At 71.8% G+C, this 18,590-nt stretch carries 17 protein-coding genes and 1 pseudogene; 7 read left to right on the forward strand and 11 right to left on the reverse strand.

Translation table 11 applies throughout. From position 1 onward, the window contains the following. The coding region (locus E1265_RS17470) for a M15 family metallopeptidase (RefSeq protein WP_243740882.1) at positions 1 to 677 on the forward strand (677 nt) is incomplete at its 5' end. 91 nt (positions 678 to 768) lie between these two features. Further along, entirely contained in the window at positions 769 to 1,680 is a 912-nt protein-coding gene (locus E1265_RS17475; protein ID WP_207931113.1) for an aminoglycoside phosphotransferase family protein, read from the forward strand. Between the two features lie 70 nt (positions 1,681 to 1,750). Here E1265_RS17475 and E1265_RS17480 read toward each other — a convergent pair whose 3' ends face one another. After that, the gene (locus E1265_RS17480; RefSeq protein WP_132931243.1) at positions 1,751 to 1,969 is read right to left on the reverse strand and encodes a hypothetical protein; all 219 of its coding nucleotides are present in this window, start codon (positions 1,967 to 1,969) and stop codon (positions 1,751 to 1,753) included. A 576-nt stretch (positions 1,970 to 2,545) separates the two neighbouring features. After that, positions 2,546 to 4,432, reverse strand: coding sequence for a hypothetical protein (locus tag E1265_RS17485; RefSeq protein WP_165953776.1), 1,887 nt, complete (start codon positions 4,430 to 4,432; stop codon positions 2,546 to 2,548). A gap of 275 nt (positions 4,433 to 4,707) precedes the next feature. On the opposite strand from E1265_RS17485, the gene E1265_RS17490 reads away from it, so the two are divergent. Beyond that, a complete protein-coding gene (locus tag E1265_RS17490; protein WP_347877209.1) occupies positions 4,708 to 5,718 on the forward strand; it encodes a LacI family DNA-binding transcriptional regulator in 1,011 nt (336 codons plus the stop codon). 65 nt (positions 5,719 to 5,783) lie between these two features. Here the strand turns inward: E1265_RS17490 and E1265_RS17495 are convergent, their stop codons facing one another. Next, the gene (locus tag E1265_RS17495; RefSeq protein ID WP_207931114.1) at positions 5,784 to 8,912 is read right to left on the reverse strand and encodes an amidohydrolase family protein; all 3,129 of its coding nucleotides are present in this window, start codon (positions 8,910 to 8,912) and stop codon (positions 5,784 to 5,786) included. A gap of 174 nt (positions 8,913 to 9,086) precedes the next feature. After that, a complete protein-coding gene (locus E1265_RS17500; RefSeq protein WP_132931245.1) occupies positions 9,087 to 9,494 on the reverse strand; it encodes a ChaB family protein in 408 nt (135 codons plus the stop codon). A 100-nt stretch (positions 9,495 to 9,594) separates the two neighbouring features. On the opposite strand from E1265_RS17500, the gene E1265_RS17505 reads away from it, so the two are divergent. Then, positions 9,595 to 9,930 (forward strand): hypothetical protein, encoded by a 336-nt coding sequence (locus E1265_RS17505; protein ID WP_132931246.1) that lies wholly within the window; start codon positions 9,595 to 9,597, stop codon positions 9,928 to 9,930. An 89-nt stretch (positions 9,931 to 10,019) separates the two neighbouring features. Here E1265_RS17505 and E1265_RS17510 read toward each other — a convergent pair whose 3' ends face one another. Continuing rightward, complete coding sequence (locus E1265_RS17510) at positions 10,020 to 11,042, reverse strand: helix-turn-helix domain-containing protein (protein WP_347877211.1); 1,023 nt, start codon at positions 11,040 to 11,042, stop codon at positions 10,020 to 10,022. Between the two features lie 251 nt (positions 11,043 to 11,293). On the opposite strand from E1265_RS17510, the gene E1265_RS17515 reads away from it, so the two are divergent. After that, positions 11,294 to 12,736, forward strand: a complete 1,443-nt coding sequence (locus E1265_RS17515; protein WP_347877210.1) for a glycoside hydrolase family 43 protein — start codon at positions 11,294 to 11,296, stop codon at positions 12,734 to 12,736. Between the two features lie 50 nt (positions 12,737 to 12,786). Here the strand turns inward: E1265_RS17515 and E1265_RS17520 are convergent, their stop codons facing one another. The 3 genes and pseudogenes from E1265_RS17520 to E1265_RS17530 form a co-directional block, all read right to left on the reverse strand. Next, positions 12,787 to 14,022 carry a glycosyltransferase gene (locus tag E1265_RS17520; RefSeq protein ID WP_132931249.1) on the reverse strand — a complete coding sequence of 412 codons (1,236 nt, stop codon included), beginning with the start codon at positions 14,020 to 14,022 and terminating at the stop codon, positions 12,787 to 12,789. A 178-nt stretch (positions 14,023 to 14,200) separates the two neighbouring features. Continuing rightward, a pseudogene (locus E1265_RS17525) lies at positions 14,201 to 14,398 on the reverse strand (SDR family oxidoreductase); the annotation flags it as partial. Between the two features lie 88 nt (positions 14,399 to 14,486). Beyond that, a complete protein-coding gene (locus E1265_RS17530; protein ID WP_132931250.1) occupies positions 14,487 to 14,819 on the reverse strand; it encodes a hypothetical protein in 333 nt (110 codons plus the stop codon). 305 nt (positions 14,820 to 15,124) lie between these two features. On the opposite strand from E1265_RS17530, the gene E1265_RS17535 reads away from it, so the two are divergent. Further along, positions 15,125 to 15,343 (forward strand): hypothetical protein, encoded by a 219-nt coding sequence (locus tag E1265_RS17535; RefSeq protein ID WP_132931251.1) that lies wholly within the window; start codon positions 15,125 to 15,127, stop codon positions 15,341 to 15,343. Here E1265_RS17535 and E1265_RS17540 read toward each other — a convergent pair. Next, the gene (locus E1265_RS17540; protein ID WP_132931252.1) at positions 15,324 to 15,785 is read right to left on the reverse strand and encodes an Lrp/AsnC family transcriptional regulator; all 462 of its coding nucleotides are present in this window, start codon (positions 15,783 to 15,785) and stop codon (positions 15,324 to 15,326) included. The genes E1265_RS17535 and E1265_RS17540 overlap by 20 nt on opposite strands. Positions 15,786 to 15,979: 194 nt before the next feature. Here E1265_RS17540 and E1265_RS17545 point away from each other — a divergent pair, with 194 nt between their 5' ends. Beyond that, complete coding sequence (locus E1265_RS17545; RefSeq protein ID WP_132931253.1) at positions 15,980 to 16,543, forward strand: dihydrofolate reductase family protein; 564 nt, start codon at positions 15,980 to 15,982, stop codon at positions 16,541 to 16,543. A 57-nt stretch (positions 16,544 to 16,600) separates the two neighbouring features. Here the strand turns inward: E1265_RS17545 and E1265_RS17550 are convergent, their stop codons facing one another. Beyond that, entirely contained in the window at positions 16,601 to 17,896 is a 1,296-nt protein-coding gene (locus E1265_RS17550; protein ID WP_132931254.1) for a cellulase-like family protein, read from the reverse strand. A 30-nt stretch (positions 17,897 to 17,926) separates the two neighbouring features. Continuing rightward, positions 17,927 to 18,590: carbohydrate ABC transporter permease (locus E1265_RS17555; RefSeq protein ID WP_132931255.1), on the reverse strand; the 664-nt coding region annotated here is incomplete at its 5' end.

The following is an 18,590-nucleotide window of genomic DNA, read 5'->3' on the forward strand; positions in this document are numbered from 1 at the left end:
CCCCCGCCCCCACCACGCCGGAACCAGAACCGGAACCAGAACCGGACCTGGGACCGGAACCGAGTGTCGATCCCGAGATCCGGGAGGTGCCCGTCGAGCAGTGGGAGGAGATGGTCGCGGTCGGCATGTGGCGCGAGGGCTGCCCCGCCACCCGCGAGGACCTGCGCCGGGTGGAGATCAACCACTACGACTTCGAGGGCGGGATCGCCCGCGGTGTCCTCGTCGTCAACGCCGACGTCGCGGAGAGCGTCGTCCGCGTCTTCACCCGGCTCTTCGAGGAGCGCTTCCCCATCCGCCGGATGCGGCCGGTCGAGGAGTACGAGGGCGACAACAACGCCAGCCTGGCCGACGACAACACCGCCGCCTACAACTGCCGCCGCCCCGACCAGATCAACGCCCCCGAGGCCGACTCCCCGCACGCCAACGGGCGCGCCATCGACATCAACCCGCTGGAGAACCCCTGGATGGACCTGCGCTGCGACTGCTGGTCCCCCAGCGCCGAGTTCGCGGAACGGACGGCGGGCCGGGGGAAGGTCCTCGAAGGCGGGCCCGTCTGGCGGGCCTTCACCGACGAGGGCTGGATCTGGCAGAACATCGACGTGCCCGACTACATGCACTTCGACACCGGATACCCCTCGCGGCCCTTCGCGGGGGACGGCGGGCGCGAGACCCCCTAGGGACGAGGGCCAGGGGCGCCGCCGCCGGCCGGACGTCTCGTCGCGGGAAAACCGATTGCCGTCGCGGCGGGCCGCGGACACGATGCACCGCATGGCTTCCACCCTTTCAGGCGACGGGCGCGCGGGCATCGACGCGGCGCTGGTCAGGCGGCTGATCGCCGCCCAGTTCCCGCAGTGGAGCGACCTGCCGGTGACGCCGGTCGAGGTCGACGGCTGGGACAACCGGACCTACCGACTCGGCGAGGACATGACCGTGCGCCTGCCCACGGCCGCCGGCTACGCCCCCGCCGTCGCCAAGGAGAACCGATGGCTGCCCGTGCTCGCGCCGCGGCTGCCCGTCCCCGTGCCCCCCATCGTGGCGCGAGGAGCGCCGGGCGAAGGCTATCCGTTCGACTGGTCGATCCGTCGTTGGCTGGAAGGCGAGGTCGCCCGCCCAGAACGCATCGACGACATGCGGGACTTCGCGGTGTCGGTGGCCGAGTTCATCCTCGCGCTGCAGCGCGTCGACGCCTCGGACGGGCCGGCGGCGGGGGCGCACAGCTTCTACCGCGGCGCGCCGCTGGCCCACTACGACGACGACACCCGGCGCGCCCTCTCGGCGCTCGCGGGCCGGGTCGACGTCGACCGGGCCGCCGCCGTGTGGGCGGCGGCCCTGAGGGCGAGCTGGCGGGGGCGCCCGGTGTGGTTCCACGGCGACATCGCCGCCAACAACCTCCTGATCAGGGACGGCGGGCTGGCCGCCGTCATCGACTTCGGCACCTCCGGCGTCGGCGACCCGGCCTGTGACCTGGTCATCTCCTGGACGATGCTGTCCGGGGAGAGCCGGGACGTCTTCCGCCGCACCGTGCGCCAGGACGAACCGACGTGGGCGCGGGCCCGCGGCTGGGCCCTGTGGAAGGCCCTCATCATGCTGGCCCAGCACATCGACACCGCCCCGGACGAGGCCGCCGCCCACCGCCATGTCCTCGACCAGGTCCTGGACGACCACGACCGGTTCGGCTGACGGGGACGGAACGCCCCGAGGCGGGCACTCCGCGGTGTCGGGGCCGCCTCGGGCCGGTCCCCGACCGGGTTCACTCGGGCGCGGGGTAACAGGCGTCGCGCACCATGCCGGCCGCCTCGTACCAGGCGTCGAGGTACCCGTCCAGGGGCTCGTCGCGGGGTATCGCGGCCGCCATCTCGGCGGTGGCGGAAGCCTCCGCCTGGATCGCGGACCGGACCGCCGGGTCGGTGGCCAGGGCGGCCGCCGCCTCCAGGTCCGCGCCGAGCTGGCTCGTCGCGGCCGCCCACACCTCGTCGTGCCCCGGTTGGTGAGCGGTGCGTCTGACATCCGCTCGAGGTAAGCAGAGTGCGCGTCGCCCCGCTCTTCGCACCCCGGCGGATACGAGAGGACGGACGTGTCCCCGGTCGGATCCCCCGTCAGCTCCTCCGGGAGAAAGAACGTGAACGTCGGGGTCGGCAGCGCCGGCAGCGAGTCGTCGAAGGCCACGTCCTCCGCGGCCGACGGTTCGTCCCGGTTGGCGACAGAGCTGATGGCGAAGCCCAGGCCGACGAAAACCGCGCAGGCGGCGGCCACGGAGGCGATGGTCACGGCGGCGGCGCTCACACCCGCGCCGCTCGCCGCGGTTCCCGCGCCACCGGTGGTGGCGGCCCCGGAGGCCTGCGCGGAGACGGCGTCCGCGCCGCCGGGTGGCGGCAGCGTGCCGCCGGACGCCCCACCGTCGCCTCCGGCCGGCGGTACGCTACCGCCCTGCCGACGCCGGGAAACCGTCCTGCGACGGTTTTCCCCGCTCCTTGGCCGGTTCGCGTCCCCGCCAGGTGGGACGAGGGCCGCGCGAGGCGGGTCCCGGCGTCGGGCCGTCGGTGGCCTACCCCGCGTAGCGGATGTTTGGTCGGGGAGGCTGGGCCATGCCGGCGCCCAGGTAGTAGTCGGGGTGGTGGGACTGCATGTAGCCCTTGAAGGTCATGGCGTTGCGGTAGGCGGGGTTGTGCGCCAGCGTGTAGAGCCTGGTGCCGCTCGGCTGGTTCGTGGTGAAGATGATCAGCTCGTCGTAGGCCGCGTTGGTGTACACGGCCTCCTCCCGCCAGTCCCCGAAGAGGTCGCCGACGAGGGTGGGGCCGCCCTGGGCCGCGGTGACGGCGCCATGGTTCCACGTGCTGACCAGCCGCGGCAGGCTGCCGGTCGGCGTCGGGTTCGCCGGGTCCCACTGCTCGATCTTGCCGTCGTTGAGCAGCTCCATCGAGACGTCACCGTCCCACCACAGGCCCAGCTGCGGCCAGGGCCGCAACGACGTGTTCGGTTCGGTGAGCCGGTTGGTGGGCGCGTTGTAGAGGCCGGAGAAGGACCAGACCTCCATGCCGGGGAACCTCGGGTCGACGTCGCCCGCCATGCCGCGTCCCACGTCGGCGGGGCTCCCGAAGTGCTCCCAGATCATGGCGCCGTTCGCGGCGTCGTAGTAGTACTCGAGCAGCCCGCTGGGGTTGCGCTGCTGCACGCCGTAGCCCTCGAGTCCCGGCCGGCCCGGGTCCATGTCGGCGATGTGGAAGCGGTCGCCGTGGACGACGCCCTCGCCCGCCATCGAGTACTCCAACGTGCCGTCGCCGTCGAGCACGAAGCCGATCTCGGCGATCTCGTCCGTGCCGTCGCCGTCGACGTCGATGGCGCGGGTGTTGTGGCCGTCGGGCGCGTTCTGGGAGCCGCGCAGCCACTTCCACTGCATGGTCAGGTTCTGGCCGCTCCACCGCCAGGCGGCCATCATGAGGTTGAAGTCCCCGTCGTCCTGGCGGTTCTTCAGGTAGGCGACGAGGCTCGGCGTGGCGCCGTCGAGGTACGCCACCCCGAGCCTGGCGGCCATCGGTCCGTCGCCCAGGTAGTCGGTCGGCACCGCGGACCAGTTGAGCATCGCCCCGGTCCGGCCGTCGAGGATCGCCATGAACTGCCGGTTGTCGTCGGCGTGGGTCCAGGTCGTCCCGTCCCCGAAGCGCACGCCGTCGGCGATCTTGAGTGCGACCTCGGCTCGGCCGTCGCTGTTGAAGTCGTAGACCGTGACGCCGTCGTTGTGGCCGACGTCGATCGTGGCGGAGCCCGGCTCGATGTTGTCCTGGTTCGTGCTGTTCGGGCCCAGGTCGACGTCCCAGAGGAACCGCCCGTCCGAGCTGTAGGCCTCGAGCCGCTGCGGGGACGTCTGGCGGTCGATCACGTAGTCGTACTCGCCGTCGCCGTCGAGGTCGCCGACCCAGACGAACTTGACCGGGCCGCCGTCGCGCAACGGCACCCGGACCACCGGTTCCTGGGCGTGGTTGGCCGTGAGGGTGAAGGGCTCGCTCGCCGCCTGCTCCACGCCGTCCACGACCGGACGCACGTGGTAGCTGTTGGCCCGGGTCAGGTCGGCGGTGGAGTCGACGTAGTTGGTCCCGCCGGTCAGGACCGCCGAGTTGAGCCTGACGTACGAGCCCCCGGCGGTGGACCGGTACACGTTGAAACCGATGCCCTGCGGGTCGAGCCCCAACAGCCGCCAGGACACCAGCACCTGGGTGGCGCTCGAGCGCACCGCCACGACCCCACGACCGAGGTTCTCCATGGGGCGTGGGGCCAGCGCCGCCTCCACCGGGCTCGCCTGGCTCGCCGCCGACGACGACCCGCCGGACGCCGCCGGGCTGGGGGAAACGGTGAGCAGCGTCGCGCCGAGCGCGAGGAACACCGTGGCGATCGTGGCCACCCCGCGACGGGCTCGCCACCGTTGTGTGCCGCGCATGCAGACCTCCTTGGCCGCTACGTGCGTGGAATCTTCCGCACCGCTCGGGGAGTCGGCGGGTTAAATCGTTTACACAGTTCGAGATGGAAGCAAAGCGTCGCGAGCACGTCAATAATCCGCGCACTCGGGATCACTCGACATCAGCGCCTTGACGTGCCGTACCGCCTGCCTCACGATCAAGGTTCAAACGGTTCCAGGCCGGCACGCAGGGAGGACCGATGCCCCGCCGAGGCACCCCCGAGGACGGACGGCCCCGCCCTCCGACCATCCGGGACGTGGCCGCACGCGCCGGCGTCTCCGTCGCCACCGTCTCGCGCATCCTGTCCGGCACCTACCCCAACGCGCCCGCCACCCGCGGCAGGGTCATGCGCGCCGTGCGCGAGCTCGACTACGTGGCGAACCCCCACGCCCGGGGGCTCGCGGGCGTCCGGCCCAAGAGCGTGGCCATCGTGGTCAACTCCGTCACCTCCCCGCACTACGCCCATGTCGCCCAGGGCGTCCAGGAGCAGGCCGCGGCCGCTGGCCGGCTGTGCATCGTCGGCACCACCGGCGGGGACCCCGAGCGCGAGCTCGACATGGTCCACCTGATGCGCGAGGAACACGTCGAGGCCGTGATCCTCGTGGGGAACGTGGTCGCCGACGACGCCTACCGGCAACGCATGACGAACTACGCCCGCGCGCTGGCGCTGGTGGGCTCACGTCTGGTGCTCTGCGGCCGCCCGCCCATGGGCCCCGAGATACCGGCCGTCGTCGTCGAGTACGACAACACCGCAGGCGCCCACGCCGCCACCAGCCACCTGCTCTCGGCGGGCCACCGGCGCGTCCTCTTCCTGGGACGCCGGCCCGGATACACCACGCAGGAGAGCCGGATCGCCGGCTACCGCGAGGCGCTGGCCGCGCACCGCGTCCCGCACGACCCCGGGCTCGAGGTCGACGGCACGATGGAGCGCCACGAGGGCCACCGCATGATGCGCGAGCGACTCGACGCGGGGCCCAGGGACTTCACCGCCGTCTTCGCCGTCAACGACCTGATCGCCGCCGGCGCCCGCGAGGCCCTGCGCGAGCGGGGGCTGTGTATCCCCGGGGACGTCTCCATGGTCGGGTTCGACGATCTGCCCCCGGCCGCCGACATCGATCTCACCACCGTGCACGTCCCCCACCGGGAACTGGGCCACACGGCCGTGCGGCTGGCCCTCGGCGGCGACCCGCCCGACACCCCGCGACACGTCGTGCTCGGCACCCACATCATCGTCCGCGACTCCGTCCGCCCCGTCCCACCCGGCTGAGGCGCCGAACGACAACCGCCGGGCCTCGCCGTCCTGGCCTACCTCAGGCGTTGGGCGTACCAGCCTCAGCAGCAGGAGCGCGAGGCGTGCTCCTCGCGGTGCCACCAGTAGCGGTCGCGCGCGGGCGCCTGGGGGACGTCCGGGAGCGCCGCGTGGCGGACCGCGGACGCCCGGGTCGCGGCCGGCCCGGTGACGAGGTCGTCCACCCGGTGCACGGTGCCGCCGGCGACGACCTGCCGGACCGCGGCCGCCGCCGCGATGTCCGCCAGCGGATCGCCCTCGACCAGCGCCAGGTCCGCGAGCCTGCCCGGCTCGACGGTGCCGAGGTCGCGTCCGAGTCCCAGGGTGCGCGCGCCTTCCACGGTGGCCGAGCGCAACGCGTCGTGGGGGCTCACCCCGTAACGCACCATGGCCTGCAGGTTCAGGTGGTAGTAGACGGCCGGCGGGACCAGCGGGCTGTCGGTGCCGAGGGCGACGTGGCCGCCGCCGTCGATCAGGCGGCGAACCGTCTCCACGTGCCGCCTGACGAACGCGATCTCCGCCGCCGGCTCCTCGGCGAGCGCGGCCGCAACGCCGTCGGCGAACTCCGCGTACTCGACGGGGGTCAGCAGCGTCGTCAGCCGGGGGTCGTCCACCGCCCACTCGGCGTACCGGTACAGCGCGGCCCGCACGGCGGGCAGGCCGAGCCCGGAGAGACCGAGGGTCGGGGTGAGCGACATGCCCGAGCTGGCCAGCGGGCCGGTCACGTCCTGGTAGCTGTGGCCGAGATGGGTCTCCTTCTGGCGGCGCCCGTAGCGGCTGGTGCCGCCGATGTGCTCCACCCCGTCCGCGCCGAGGGCGAGCGGGCCGAGCAGGTAGTGCGAGGTCGCCCGCAGCCCGAGGCGGTGGCCGCCCTCGATGGCCTCGCGCTGCAGCGCGTACGGCAGCCGGACGTACGTCTTGACCAGGTCGTGGCCGAGTGCCCGCGCCTTGTCGAGTTCGCGCCGCAGCTCGGCGCGGCTGGTCACCGGGCGTCCCGAGGAGTAGTAGACCCGGGATCCGTCGATGAGGTCGCCCGCCGCGAACACCCGGGGGCCGGTGCGGCGTCCCGAGTCGACGGCCTCCTTGGCCTCGACGGCCGGGTAGTGCGCCGTGCCGGGGGAGCGCACGGCGGTGACGCCGAACGACAGCCACAGCCGGCCGGTGGCGTTGCGCTCCCAGGGCCCGTGTTCGTGGACGGCGATCAGTCCCGGCATGACGGTGAGGTGGCGGGCGTCCACGATCCGGTCACCGCTCCGGGTGCGGCCGGCGCCGCGCGGGGAGACGTCGGCGATGCGGTTGCCCTCGATGGTGATGTCGACGTCCCGGCGCACCCGGGAGTCGGTGCCGTCCCACAGGCCGCCGGCCTGGATCACGGTGCGTCCCGCCGGCTTGGCCTGACGCCAGGTCAGCCGCAGCGGGACGGCGCGGGCCCGGCCGCCGGCGGCGTCGGCGAGGCGCAGCCGGCCGTCGGACAGGTAGAGCAGCGAGCGGGAGTCGCCGCTCCAGCTGGGGGCGTCCGCGGTCTCCCCGTTGATCTCGCGGGCCTCGCCCGTCGGCCGTCCCGCGGCGTCGACCGCGCTGACCCGTAGGGTGCCGCCGACGACGTAGGCGATCCACCGGCCGTCGGGCGAGTGGACGGGTCCTGCGTCGACGCGGTTGCTCAGCGAGGCGCCGGGGACCGGCTCGCTGTAGTGGGCGCCGCCGGTGTCCAGGTCGACGGTGAGGATCTGGTTGCCGCCCTCGCGGTAGCGCGGGGTGACGGGCACCAGGACGGCGGCCGAGATCCGCCTGCCGTCGGCAGAGAAGCTGGGCCGGCCGGGGGAGTTGAGCGGTCCCGCGACCCTGCGGAGGTCGCCGGTGGCCACGTCGACGGTGTGCAGGGTGCCGGAGTCGGCGACGAACGCGACCGTCGAGCCGTCCGGGCTGAACACCGGGGCGGTGGCACTGCCGCCGAGCGCCGTCAGCTGCCGGCTGGTGCCGCTCGCTATCTCGTGCAGCCACAGCTCGACGGCGCCGTCGCGGTCGCTCGAGTACACCAGGGTGCCGCCGTCCGGGGACCAGGCGGGCGAGGTGTTGTGGTGCCCGTCGGAGACCACGGCCTCGGGTGCGGCGCCGCGCCGCATCACCCACAGGTCGCCCAGGGCGGCGAAGGCGACCCGGGTGCCGTCCGGCGAGAGCGCCGGGCTGACGACACCCCTGACCTGCCGGGCGGCGGTGCTGTCGAAGTCCCGGGCGGCGGGCCGCTCCTCGACGCGGCCCACGGTGACCTGGGCGGTGAACGGGATGTCACGCGCCGCGCCGCCGAGCACGCGGCGGCGCAGCCTTCCGTCCGCGGTGTACAGCAGTTCGTCGTCGGATATCCATCGGGCGGGGAAGGGGAAGACGTCCTCCGCCGCGTCGCTGACGGTCTCGCCGTCGACCACGAGGGCGGTGCCGGTCGAGGTGAGGTGCGCGTAGGCGAGGCGGCCGCCGTCCGGTGAGAAGGAGGGGCCGGCCACGAAGCCCTCGGAGACGGTGGTCAGGGTGCTCCGCCTTCCGGAGGCGTCGACCAGTTCGATGGCCCGGGGCGCGCTGCCGGTACCCGAGGTGAAGGCGATCGCGGAGCCGTCCGGGGTCCAGACCGGCTGGGCCTCCTGGGCCGTTCCCCCGGTCCAGACCTCGCTGTCGCCGCCGTCCGCCGGCAGCACGTGGATGGCGTAGCGGCTGCCGGTCTCGACGGCGCAGGCGATCCGGGTGCCGTCCGGCGAGAACCGCGGCTCGCGGTGGTCGGCCGACCCGTCGGTGAGCCGGCGCAACCCGGTGCCGTCCCCGTTGACGAGCCACAGGTGGAAGTTGCCCTCGGTGTAGGAGACGAAGACGATCCGGCGGCCGTCGGGAGAGAAGTCCGGCTCGGTCGCCTCCTGTTCGATGCCGGTGAGACGGGTGGCCGCACCGCCGGAGGCGGGGACGGTCCACAGGAGGTTGAGCAGGTCGAGGGCGATGGTCCGCCCGTCAGGAGCGAGCGCGGCCGAGGCGTTGGTCAGCTCGGTGACGGTGACCCGCTCCCCCGTCGTCCGGCCGCGAGCGGCGGCCCGCGCCGGCGTTACCAGCGCCACCGAGCCGCCGGCCAACCATGCGGCCCCAGCCGCGACCTGCGCGCCACGCTTGGCGAATGTCCGACGTGTGATGCTCACGGGCCCTACCTCCGGACGATCTTGTGCTTGCGCAGACCCTAGGGAGGTCGGGAGGGGGCGAGAACCCGTCGCAGATCATTGGTACATGAAATTAACCGGGTGGCGCGTGAGGTGATCGAGGCGGGCCGCGTCCCGCGTGGGGCGCGGGCACGGATGGTGGGACGCGGTGTCAGGTCACCGGCCGCCGCGGGCCGCCCTGGTTCGGGCGCGGTTCTCCTTGCGGATGGCCGCGAGCAGCTGGCCCTTGTCCATCCGGGAGCGTCCTTCGATGTCCAGGTCCTTGGCGAGGTCGTAGAGATGCCGCTTGGTGGCCCTCTCGTCGACGCCCTGACCGCTGCGGCCGCCGATCTGGCGAGGCCGTGCGGACCGCGGGTCGGAGGGCGCCTTGCGGCCCTTCTCCTTCCGCTCCCAGTGGTCGCCCACCTTCTCGTGCGTGTGCTTCAGCGCGCCGTAGGCCACCCGGTGCGCCCGTTCGCCCTCGCCGTACTGCCTCACGGCGGAGTCGTGCGCCTTGATCCACGTGCGCTGCGCCTCGGCGGGTGAGCGCTCAAGCGTGGACGGCAGTTCCTCACGTCCTGGCACTGTCATCACCATCTCGGCAGGTGTTCCGGGTTCCCCCGGGTGCCCCGCTCCGCGGTGGCGAAACGCGGTTTCCCCACCGAGCGCGGGGTACTCGGTCGCCATGAACCGCAGACACGACGGCGTCCCCATCGCCGGATACGACGAGCTGTCGGCGGGAGAGATCGGGCACCGCATCCGCTCCTTGTCCCGGCCGGACCTCGCGGAGCTGCTGAGCCACGAACGCGACCATGCCGACCGCCCCCAGGTGGTCCAGCTCATTCGGGCACGGCTGGCCGAGCTCGACGCCGGCGCCACGCCCACCCCGGGCGGCCGGGAGCCAGCACGCCCGGCACCCACCCCACACGAAGGCACCGTCCGCCCGGCCACCGCGGCCGAGCCGTCACCACCGCCGCCGCACGGCACGCCCGACCAGCCGGGCAAGCCGAGGAGCGCCTGACCGGCAGCGGCACGGCGCCGCGTCGCGTCGCGGGAGCGGGATCGGGAGCGGGAGCGGAATCGGGAACCGCTCGCGGCGGCGACCCAGGCCTATCTGGACGACCTGGCCAGGCGACCCGGCGGGAAGACCTGGTCGCGGTACTCACGCGGTGTGACGTCGTAGGCGGCGCGGAAGGCGCGGCTGAAGGCGGCCGGGCCGTTGAAGCCCCAGCGGACGGCGATGGCGTGGATGGGCCGCCCGGCCAGGACCAGGTCGATCAGGTCCCGGCGGGCGCCATCGAGGCGCTGCGCGCGGATGTGGGCGGCGATGGTGTGCCCGTGCTCCTCGAAGACGCGGTGCAGAGTGCGGATCGAGATGTGGTGGGCGGCGGCGATTGCACCGGGGGTCAGGCCGGGATCACCGAGGTTCCGCTCGATGAAGGAGCAGACCTGGAGGTGAAGGGCACGCCGCCGCGAATCGAGCGGCAGGTCGTCCTCGGCCTCCACGTGGTGAGCGAGCAGGGCCGCGAACAGGTTCAGCAGCACCACCCCCAGCCTGGCGCCGTCTCCGGGCCGGTCTGGGCCCATGCCGGCGTCGAGTCGGGTGAGGAAGTCCACCAGAAGCGCCCCGATCCCGTCGTTGGCGGGGAGGCGTGTCCCGAGCAACGGATCGATCGTGGACTCCGGAAGAGGCACCAGGGCGCGGGGGAAGAGGCACATGAGGTTTCCGGCGCTGTCGTCACCGGCCTCGACGATCCCCTCGTAGGGCCGGAACGCGGGAATCACCACCAGGCCGCCAGGATCGATCAACGTCTGACGCCTCGCCTGGTCCGGTATGTACGTCCCGCGTCGCGGGACCACCACCATGACGGTTCCGTGTCCGACCGCCTGATCATCCGGGCGGTGCGCAGCACCCGAATCGACGGATAAGAGACGGCGCTCACCTGCGCCGCCCCCAACTGCCCGGCCCGTATGGAGAGACGCAGATGATCCGTCCGGTCGAAACGCATCCGGCAGGCGACCAGCGACTCGGCGACCACCTCGTGCCACGCTTCGAGTCGGTCCGCCGCCGGCAGCACCTGACTGTCGAAAACCGTCCGCAGCACCCCGATGCCCTCCCGTGCCGCACATCATGACCTTTCCCACCCATACCCGCGTCTCGGGCGGAGACCCGAGGCGACGACGGATCGGACGACCGGCAGCCGGGGTGGAGACGAGGAGCGTTGACTCCCCTGACACGTGGTTCTACATTCCCGTTCGACTGTGCGTGTGCCGCTCGACATGCCGAACGCGCCCGCCCGAAAGGCACCATCGCGACGATCACCCCACCCTCTGAGCGAAGGAGCTCGACCATGCGCCAGCCGCCCTCCTTATCCCGACGGAGCATGACCAGAGTCGGGTCGCTGCTCGCCGCACTCGCCCTGCTGTTCACCTCGTGGACGGTGACGGCGGCCGACCGTGCGGCGGCCCTGGAGCCGTTCACCGGCTACCTCATGGCCCACTTCACCGGCGAGCACGCCAACGGGGAACAGATCTACTTCTCCCACAGCCGCGACGGGCTGCACTGGACGGACCTCAACAACGGGGCTCCCGTGCTGCTGTCCACCGTCGGCACCCGCGGCGTTCGCGACCCCTCGCTCGTGCGGTCGCCCGCGGGAGACCGCTACTGGATCGTCGCCACGGACCTGCGCATCGCCAGCGGCACGTCCTGGGGCGACGCGGCCAACCGGGGCAGCACCTCGCTCGTCGTATGGGAATCCACCGACCTGGTCAACTGGTCGGCGCCACGCCTGCTCAACGTCGCTGGCGCCATCACCGGCGCCGGCAACGCCTGGGCGCCCGAGGCCATCCACGACCCCACCACCGGTGACTACATCGTCTACTGGGCGACGAACGCGCCTCGTGACGGCGTCACCAAACACCGCATCTACTACGTGCGGACGCGGGACTTCCGCACCTTCACCACGCCGCAGCTCTACATCGAACGGGCCGGCACCCGGGGCATCATCGACACCCAGATCGTGGAGGTGCCGAACGCGACCGGCGGGTACCGCTACTACCGCGCCTCCGCGGACGGGCAGATCACCATCGAGGCCGCCAACGCCGTCCTCGGCCCCTGGACCACCCTGGGCGACCTCTCCCACATGGGCATCTCGAACGGCGCGACGGGCGGCACCGTCGTGGAAGGACCCATGTGGATGCCGTTCAACGGCCGGGGCGAGTGGGCCCTGTGGCTCGACCAGTTCGCCACCGGCCGCGGCTACATGCCCATCACGTCAACCAACCTGGGCAGCACCCGCAACTTCACCACCCGCGGCGACTACACCCTCGGCACCAGCCGCAAACGCCACGGCTCCATCCTCAACCTCACCGCCGCCGAGGAGAGCCGGGTGCTGGCCCGATGGGGCACCACCACTCCCGTGAACCGCATCCAGTCCTACAACCACCAGGACCGGTACGTGCGGCACGCCAACTTCGACGTGCGCGTCGACGCGAACGTCAGCCCCGCGCAGGACGCGCAGTTCCGCGTCGTCCAGGGCCTGGCGGGCGGCTCGGGACACGTGTCGATCCAGTCGGTCAACTTCCCCGGCTACTACCTCAGACACCGCGACTTCGACTTCGTCCTCGAACCGGACGACGGCTCGGCGCAGTTCCGCGCCGACGCCACGTTCCTGCCCGTACCGGGACTGGCCGCGTCGTCCTGGACCTCCTACCAGTCGTACAACTTCCCCGACCGGCACATCAGGCACTACGGCTACGAGCTGAGACTCGACCAGATCACCGACGCCATGGGCCGCGCCGACGCCACCTTCCGGCTGACCGGCTGACCGGCCGAACGGCAGGCACGGCGGGGTGGCAGACACGGCGGGCGCGGCAGTCACCCGGAGGCGGTCGGCCTGTCCTGGCTGACCGCGTCGAGCAGCAGTCTCGCGGCCACCGTCGCCCCGTCGGCACGGATCGTGCCGGCCAGGGCCCGGACCCGTGCCCGGGTCTCGGGGGTCAGGGCGGTGGTGAGCGCGGCGGACAGGGAGTCGAGAGTCGGCGTCGGGCCGTCGTGGGCCGAGCCGATGCCCAACTCGGCCACCCGGGCGGCCCAGTACGGCTGGTCCGCGATCTGGGGGACCACCACCTGAGGCACGCCGGCCCGGGTGGCCGTCGTCGTGGTGCCAGCGCCGCCGTGGTGCACGACGGCGGCCACCCGGCGGAACAGCGCCTGCTGGTTGACCTCGCCGACGACGAAGCAGTCGTCGGCGTCGTCGATCGGGGCCAGGCCCGCCCAACCACGGGCGAGGAGCACGCGGCGACCCTGCGCGCGGCTCGCTTCGATGGCCAGCCGGGCGATGTCCTTCGGGGCGTACGCGGCCATGCTGCCCAGGCCCACGTACACCGGTGGCGCGCCCGCGTCCAGGAACGCCTCCAACTCCGCCGGCAGCGGACGGTCGTCGGGCAGGATCCACGCCCCGGTCTGCACGACGTCGAGGTCCGTCATGCCCTGCGACGGACACAGCGTCGCGTCCGCCGCGAGCCACGGCTGGTCGGTGAGGACGTGGCCACGGACGTCGGCTACCGGTGGCAGACCGATCGCCGCCCGCTGGCTGTTGAGCGCTTCGCCGTACAGCGCGTTCACCCGCTGGGCGTCCTGCTCCCACAGCACCCGGTTGTCGGTCTCGCCCCGCGGGTACTGCCTGCCCGGCCGCGCCCCCGGAGGGAAGTGCCGTGACGGCAGCCCGAGGATGTGGAAGCACGCGAGCACGTAGCGGATGCCCAGCTTCTCGGCCACGTCCCGGGCGCCGGCCGGCATCAGGCCGGTTCCCAGCAGCGCGTCACATCCCTCGGCCGCCGCGGTGAGCGTCTCGAACCGGGCGGCGACCAGCTCGCGGGCGAGCCGGAACGCGTCGTCCACCGTCGGCGGCCTGGCGCCGGCGACCACCGAGCGCACCGTCGGACCGAGCGGCACCAGCGGCACGCCGACCCGCGCCAGCAGCGCCGCGAACTCCTCGTCCGGCGGCGCGCACACCCGCGCCTCCGCGCCGAGCTCCCGTAACGCCGCCGCCAGTCCCGCCAGCGGTTCGACGTCCCCGCGCGATCCCCATGTCGTCAACAGCACACGCACTTGGCAACTCCCCGTCTCCGCGAACTCGGGCTTCGGGTCGCCGATTCTGCGGGACGGACCGGGTCTTGCCGCAAGCCTCCCGGTGCGCTATAGGTTGAGAGTGGCAAGGAGTAGGACTCCTTGCCACTGCTGTGTGTCGTCCCCCGCGGGGTGCGGGCGTCTCCGCGACGGCGGGTCCTCAGGTCCTGAGGTGGGAGGCGCCGTTGAGGTCGAGTACCGCTCCGGAAGACCAGGCGGCCTCAGGTGAGGCCAGGTAGAGCACCGCGGCCGCGACCTCCTCGGGCGTCCCGACCCGTCCGAACGGGCTCTGGCCGCGCAACGCCTCGCCGCTCCTGCCTGCCATCCTGGGGGCCTGCCGTTCGGTCGCGACGAAGCCCCGCAGGCCCGTGGTGAGTTCGTCGAGCGCGGGCCGGCCGGAACGTTGCGGTACCAGACGTAGTTGAGCAGCCGCCGGGTCTCCACGCTCACCTCGTCCTCGGGCACGGTGCCGCGCCAGCCGACATACCCGGAGTACTCGCGGCGCGAGTCCGGGAAGAGCCGGTGCGAGCGGTTGAGGTGATGCCGTCGGCGAACACCACCAGGTCGGCGGTCTCGGTCCGGCCGGAGACGAACCGCAGTGTCACCGTGTCGGCGTCCTGCTCGAAACCGGCGGAGAACTCTCCGAGGTGGTAGTCGTCGGTCCCGAAGTCGTCGAGCAGCGCACGGTAGATCGTCCCCCAGGACGAGTAGCGCCACTCGACCGGATCCTCGTGCAGCATCTCGTTGTGCCGGCCCAGGTAGCGCACCCGGCGCGTCACCGTGCTCAGCTCTCGACGCGGCGGGCGCTGCGCTCGCCGACCACCGCGGCGCGCAGGCCCTTGTGCTGTCCACCGGGGATTCCTCTCGCCCAGGAGGTGGTGGACGCCATCGTGGCTCCGGCCGCGCCCGTCACCCCAGGTGTCGTCCCACTGTGATTCGCCCCCGATATGGCGGCAGACACAGCTCATCGCGCTGCCGACATGCCCAACGGAGGCGGCCATGAGGTTCCCGGCCCCCGCGACCCCGGACCTGCTGCGCTGGATGGGCGCCATCGACGAGTTGGCCATCGCGGTGAACCAGCTGCGTGGCCTGCACGAACTGCTCCGGCAGATCGCCCACACCGCCTGCGAACTCCGGGCTGCTCGCCGACGACGGCCGGGTCTCCCTGCGGATCGAGGGCTCGTCGGGCCTGAGCGACAGCTGCCTGCGGCTGGTGAACGAGGAGTCCCCGCTGCTGCCGGCGCCGGAGGGCACCCTCGTCGGCAGCCCGTCCCGACGCGCCTTCATCGAGGGTCCGCCTTGATCTCCTTCATGGTGAGGTGGGACTCGAGGCGCTGAACAGCGGGCAGACCGCTGAGCTTGCCGATGAGGAAGGCTTCGTAGGCGGCGTGGTCGGCGACGGCGACCCGGATGAAGTAGTCGGGGCGGCCGTACATGCGGCGGAACTCGACGACCTCCTCATAAGCGGCCACGGTGTCCTCGAATTCCTCGACGGTCTTGCGGTCCTGGGCGTAGATCTCGACATCGACGAGAACCTCCAAGCCGCGCCCCAGGGCCTTCTGGGCGATGACAGCCCGGTAGCCGGTGATGACGCCGCCCTCTTCGAGGCGCTTGACCCGGCGCAGACAGGGCGGCGGAGTCAGCCCGACCCGCTTGGCCAGCTCGACGTTGCTCAACCGACCGTTCCGGCGCAGTTGAAACAAAATTTCTCGATCCACGGCATCCAGAGGAAATTGATTACCCATGGCGAGACCATATAGCCACAATCCACACCCTGTGAGGCCTCGCGTTCGTGCCACTCGGACTGTCCTCCGGAGCACGTGGGTCGTCCCCGACGTGTTCTTCGGGGCTGCGAAGGCTCTGAGGTCCCGCAAGCCGCGATGAGTCCTGCGGCGTTCGGCGGTCACACTGGCGAACCCGTTACCGAGGAGGGCCTGTGATGCGCAGCGTGACCTATTCGATGAGCGTCTCACTTGACGGCTACATCGTCGGGCCGGACGGCAGCTTCGACTGGACGGGGCCCGACGAGGAGGTCTTTCGCTTCTGGATCGACGAGATTCGAGAGGTCGGCGTCCACCTGATGGGACGACGGCTGTACGAGACGATGCTGTACTGGGAGACGGCCGACCAGAATCCGTCGCTCGACGACTCCGAGCTCGAGTGGGCCTCGATCTGGAAGCCGCTCCCCAAGGTGGTGTTCTCCACCACGCTGTCGACAGTGCGGGGCAACGCCCGTCTGGCCTCCGGCGGCCTGGCGGAGGAGATCGAGCGGTTGCGAGCCGAGCCGGGGAAGGGCGACATCGCTATCGGCGGCGCGACCCTCGCCGCCGAAGCCGCCGCGTTGGACCTGATCGACGAGTACCGGGCCATGGTCTACCCGGTGCTGGTCGGCGGCGGCATCTCGTTCTTTCCCCAGCACGAGCGCCGGGTGGATCTCGAACTCCTCGACACCCGCACCTTCAGCTCGAGAGTCGTCTACCTCCGCTACCGCGTGGCGCGTTAGCCGGCCCGTCCGCCGAGCGAAGCGGTCGCCCTTCCGCCGTTCGGCGTCGACGTGAGCTCACGATCGCCCTGGCGACGCCTCGGTCCCGGAGAACACGCCGTTGCACTCACGCTGGAGGGCAATGTCGTTCCACATCGGGTGGTGTGGAGCGGCGTTGGAGCACACGATCGTGCCCCATGCCCCGGCCCGCGCGCTGAGGCGGACGGCCTGCCGGCAGAACTCCGCGCCGACTGGCCCCTCCTCGAAGTTGCCGCTCAACGGGGTGTAGCCGATCCATCCCTCGCCGAAGACCAGGGGAATCCCGCGTCCGGCGCAGAGATCGGCCGCCGCGGAGATCCAGGTCTCCAGGGTGCGGAGCATGGACACGTGGTGTGCGCCGTAGCGTTCGTACAGGAATCGGTCCCATGCCTCGGCGTCACACCAGTCGTGCACGTAGATCTCCGGCTTGCCGACGATCGTGGCCTCCAGCCGCCACTCCTCGCCGGCGGGCGGACGCCACTGGTCGAACGCCGGGGCGCCGGGGCGCATGAGGTCGGCGCGGGCACGCTCCTCGTCGAAGCCGCCGTCGGTCGCCCGCAGGCCGTACCCGACCACGAGTTCGTCGAGGACTCCGTAGACATAGGGGTGGAAGACGCCGACGTCGATGTTCTCGGGGATGCCGCGGAACGCGTCCAGCGGGACCCGGGCGTAGTTGACCGTGACGGGAACGTCGGGTTGGCGTTCGTGGAAGCGGGCCAGGCCGCGTTCGAGGCGCTCCCGCAGCTCCACCACGGCCGGCTCGCGGCCGGGCAGGCCTTCGGTGAGGTATCCGCCCTGGACCTCGTTGTGCAGTTCGACGAACGCGATCACCTCGGCGAGCCCCTCGGCTTCGGCGAGCTCGCAGGCATCGGCGAGGGCGTCGGCCAGTCGGGTGGGGCGGTCCTCCGGTTCGACGGCCATGAGCGCGTCGAACCATCGCCGGTCGCCGGCGAAGGAGCTGCTCTGCTGGTACTCCCAGCTGGAGAGGATCACCACGACGCCGTGGCGCCGGGCGGCACGCAGCAGCTCGAGCAGCTGGGTCCTGGGGTCGAGCCGGACCCGGTGGCGTACGTCGTACCAGCGGGTGCCCTGGCCGTACTCCCCGCCGAGCGGGCCGAACTCCATCTCTCCAGACAGCCCGGAGCCGAAGATCAGGTACGGCATGGCGCAGATCCGGATGGTGTTGTAGTTGCGCTCGACGGCCTCGGTGAAGGCGCGGTCGAGGTCCTCGAAGGGTTCGCCAGGGCCGGTACGCGTGTACCAGCTGAAGTCCCACAGGGTGATGGTGAGCCGGTCGGGCAGGTGTCGCGGGAGTGGTACGGGGGTGTAGGTCATCTCTTCCTCTCCGGGGTTCCGAGGGGGGCGTCAGCCTTTGAGCGCGCCGGCGCTGAGGCCGTCGATGAGCTGTTTGCGCAAGGCGACGAAGACGAGGATCGAGGGGATCGCGGCCAGCATCGATCCGGCGAGGACGATGTCGTACTGGCGGCCCTCGGCGCCGAAGATCGCCTGCAGCCCCAGGGGCAGGGTGTAGATGTCCGGGTCGCCTATGACGATGAGTGGCCACAGGAAGTTGTTGTAGGAGTTCAGGAAGCTCCACACCGCGAGCGCGGCGATCGCGGGGCGCAGCAGGGGCATGACGAGCCGCCAGAAGAGGCCGGCCTCGCCGACCCCGTCTATCCGGCCGGCGTCGAGGATCTCGTCGGGGACGGACTGTGCCACGAACTGGCGCATCATGAAGATCCCGAAGGCGGGCGCCACCCAGGGCACGACGAGTGCGAACCACGGGTCCGCCGTGCCGGTCCGCGCCAGGAACACGAACAGCGGTACCACGATGACGGCGAAGGGGATGGCGAGCGAGCTGAACATGACGTTGAACAGGGCGCTCTGGAACCGGAACCGGTACTTGGCGAAGCCGTACCCGGCCATCGAGCACACCACCACGGTGATGGTCGTGGAGGCGAGTGCGATGACCGTGGAGATCAGGAACCACTGCCAGAACGGGTGCGCGTCGAACAGCGCCGTGTAGTTG

Source organism: Streptomyces sp. 8K308, from assembly GCF_004348315.1.
GTDB lineage: Bacteria > Actinomycetota > Actinomycetes > Streptomycetales > Streptomycetaceae > Streptomyces.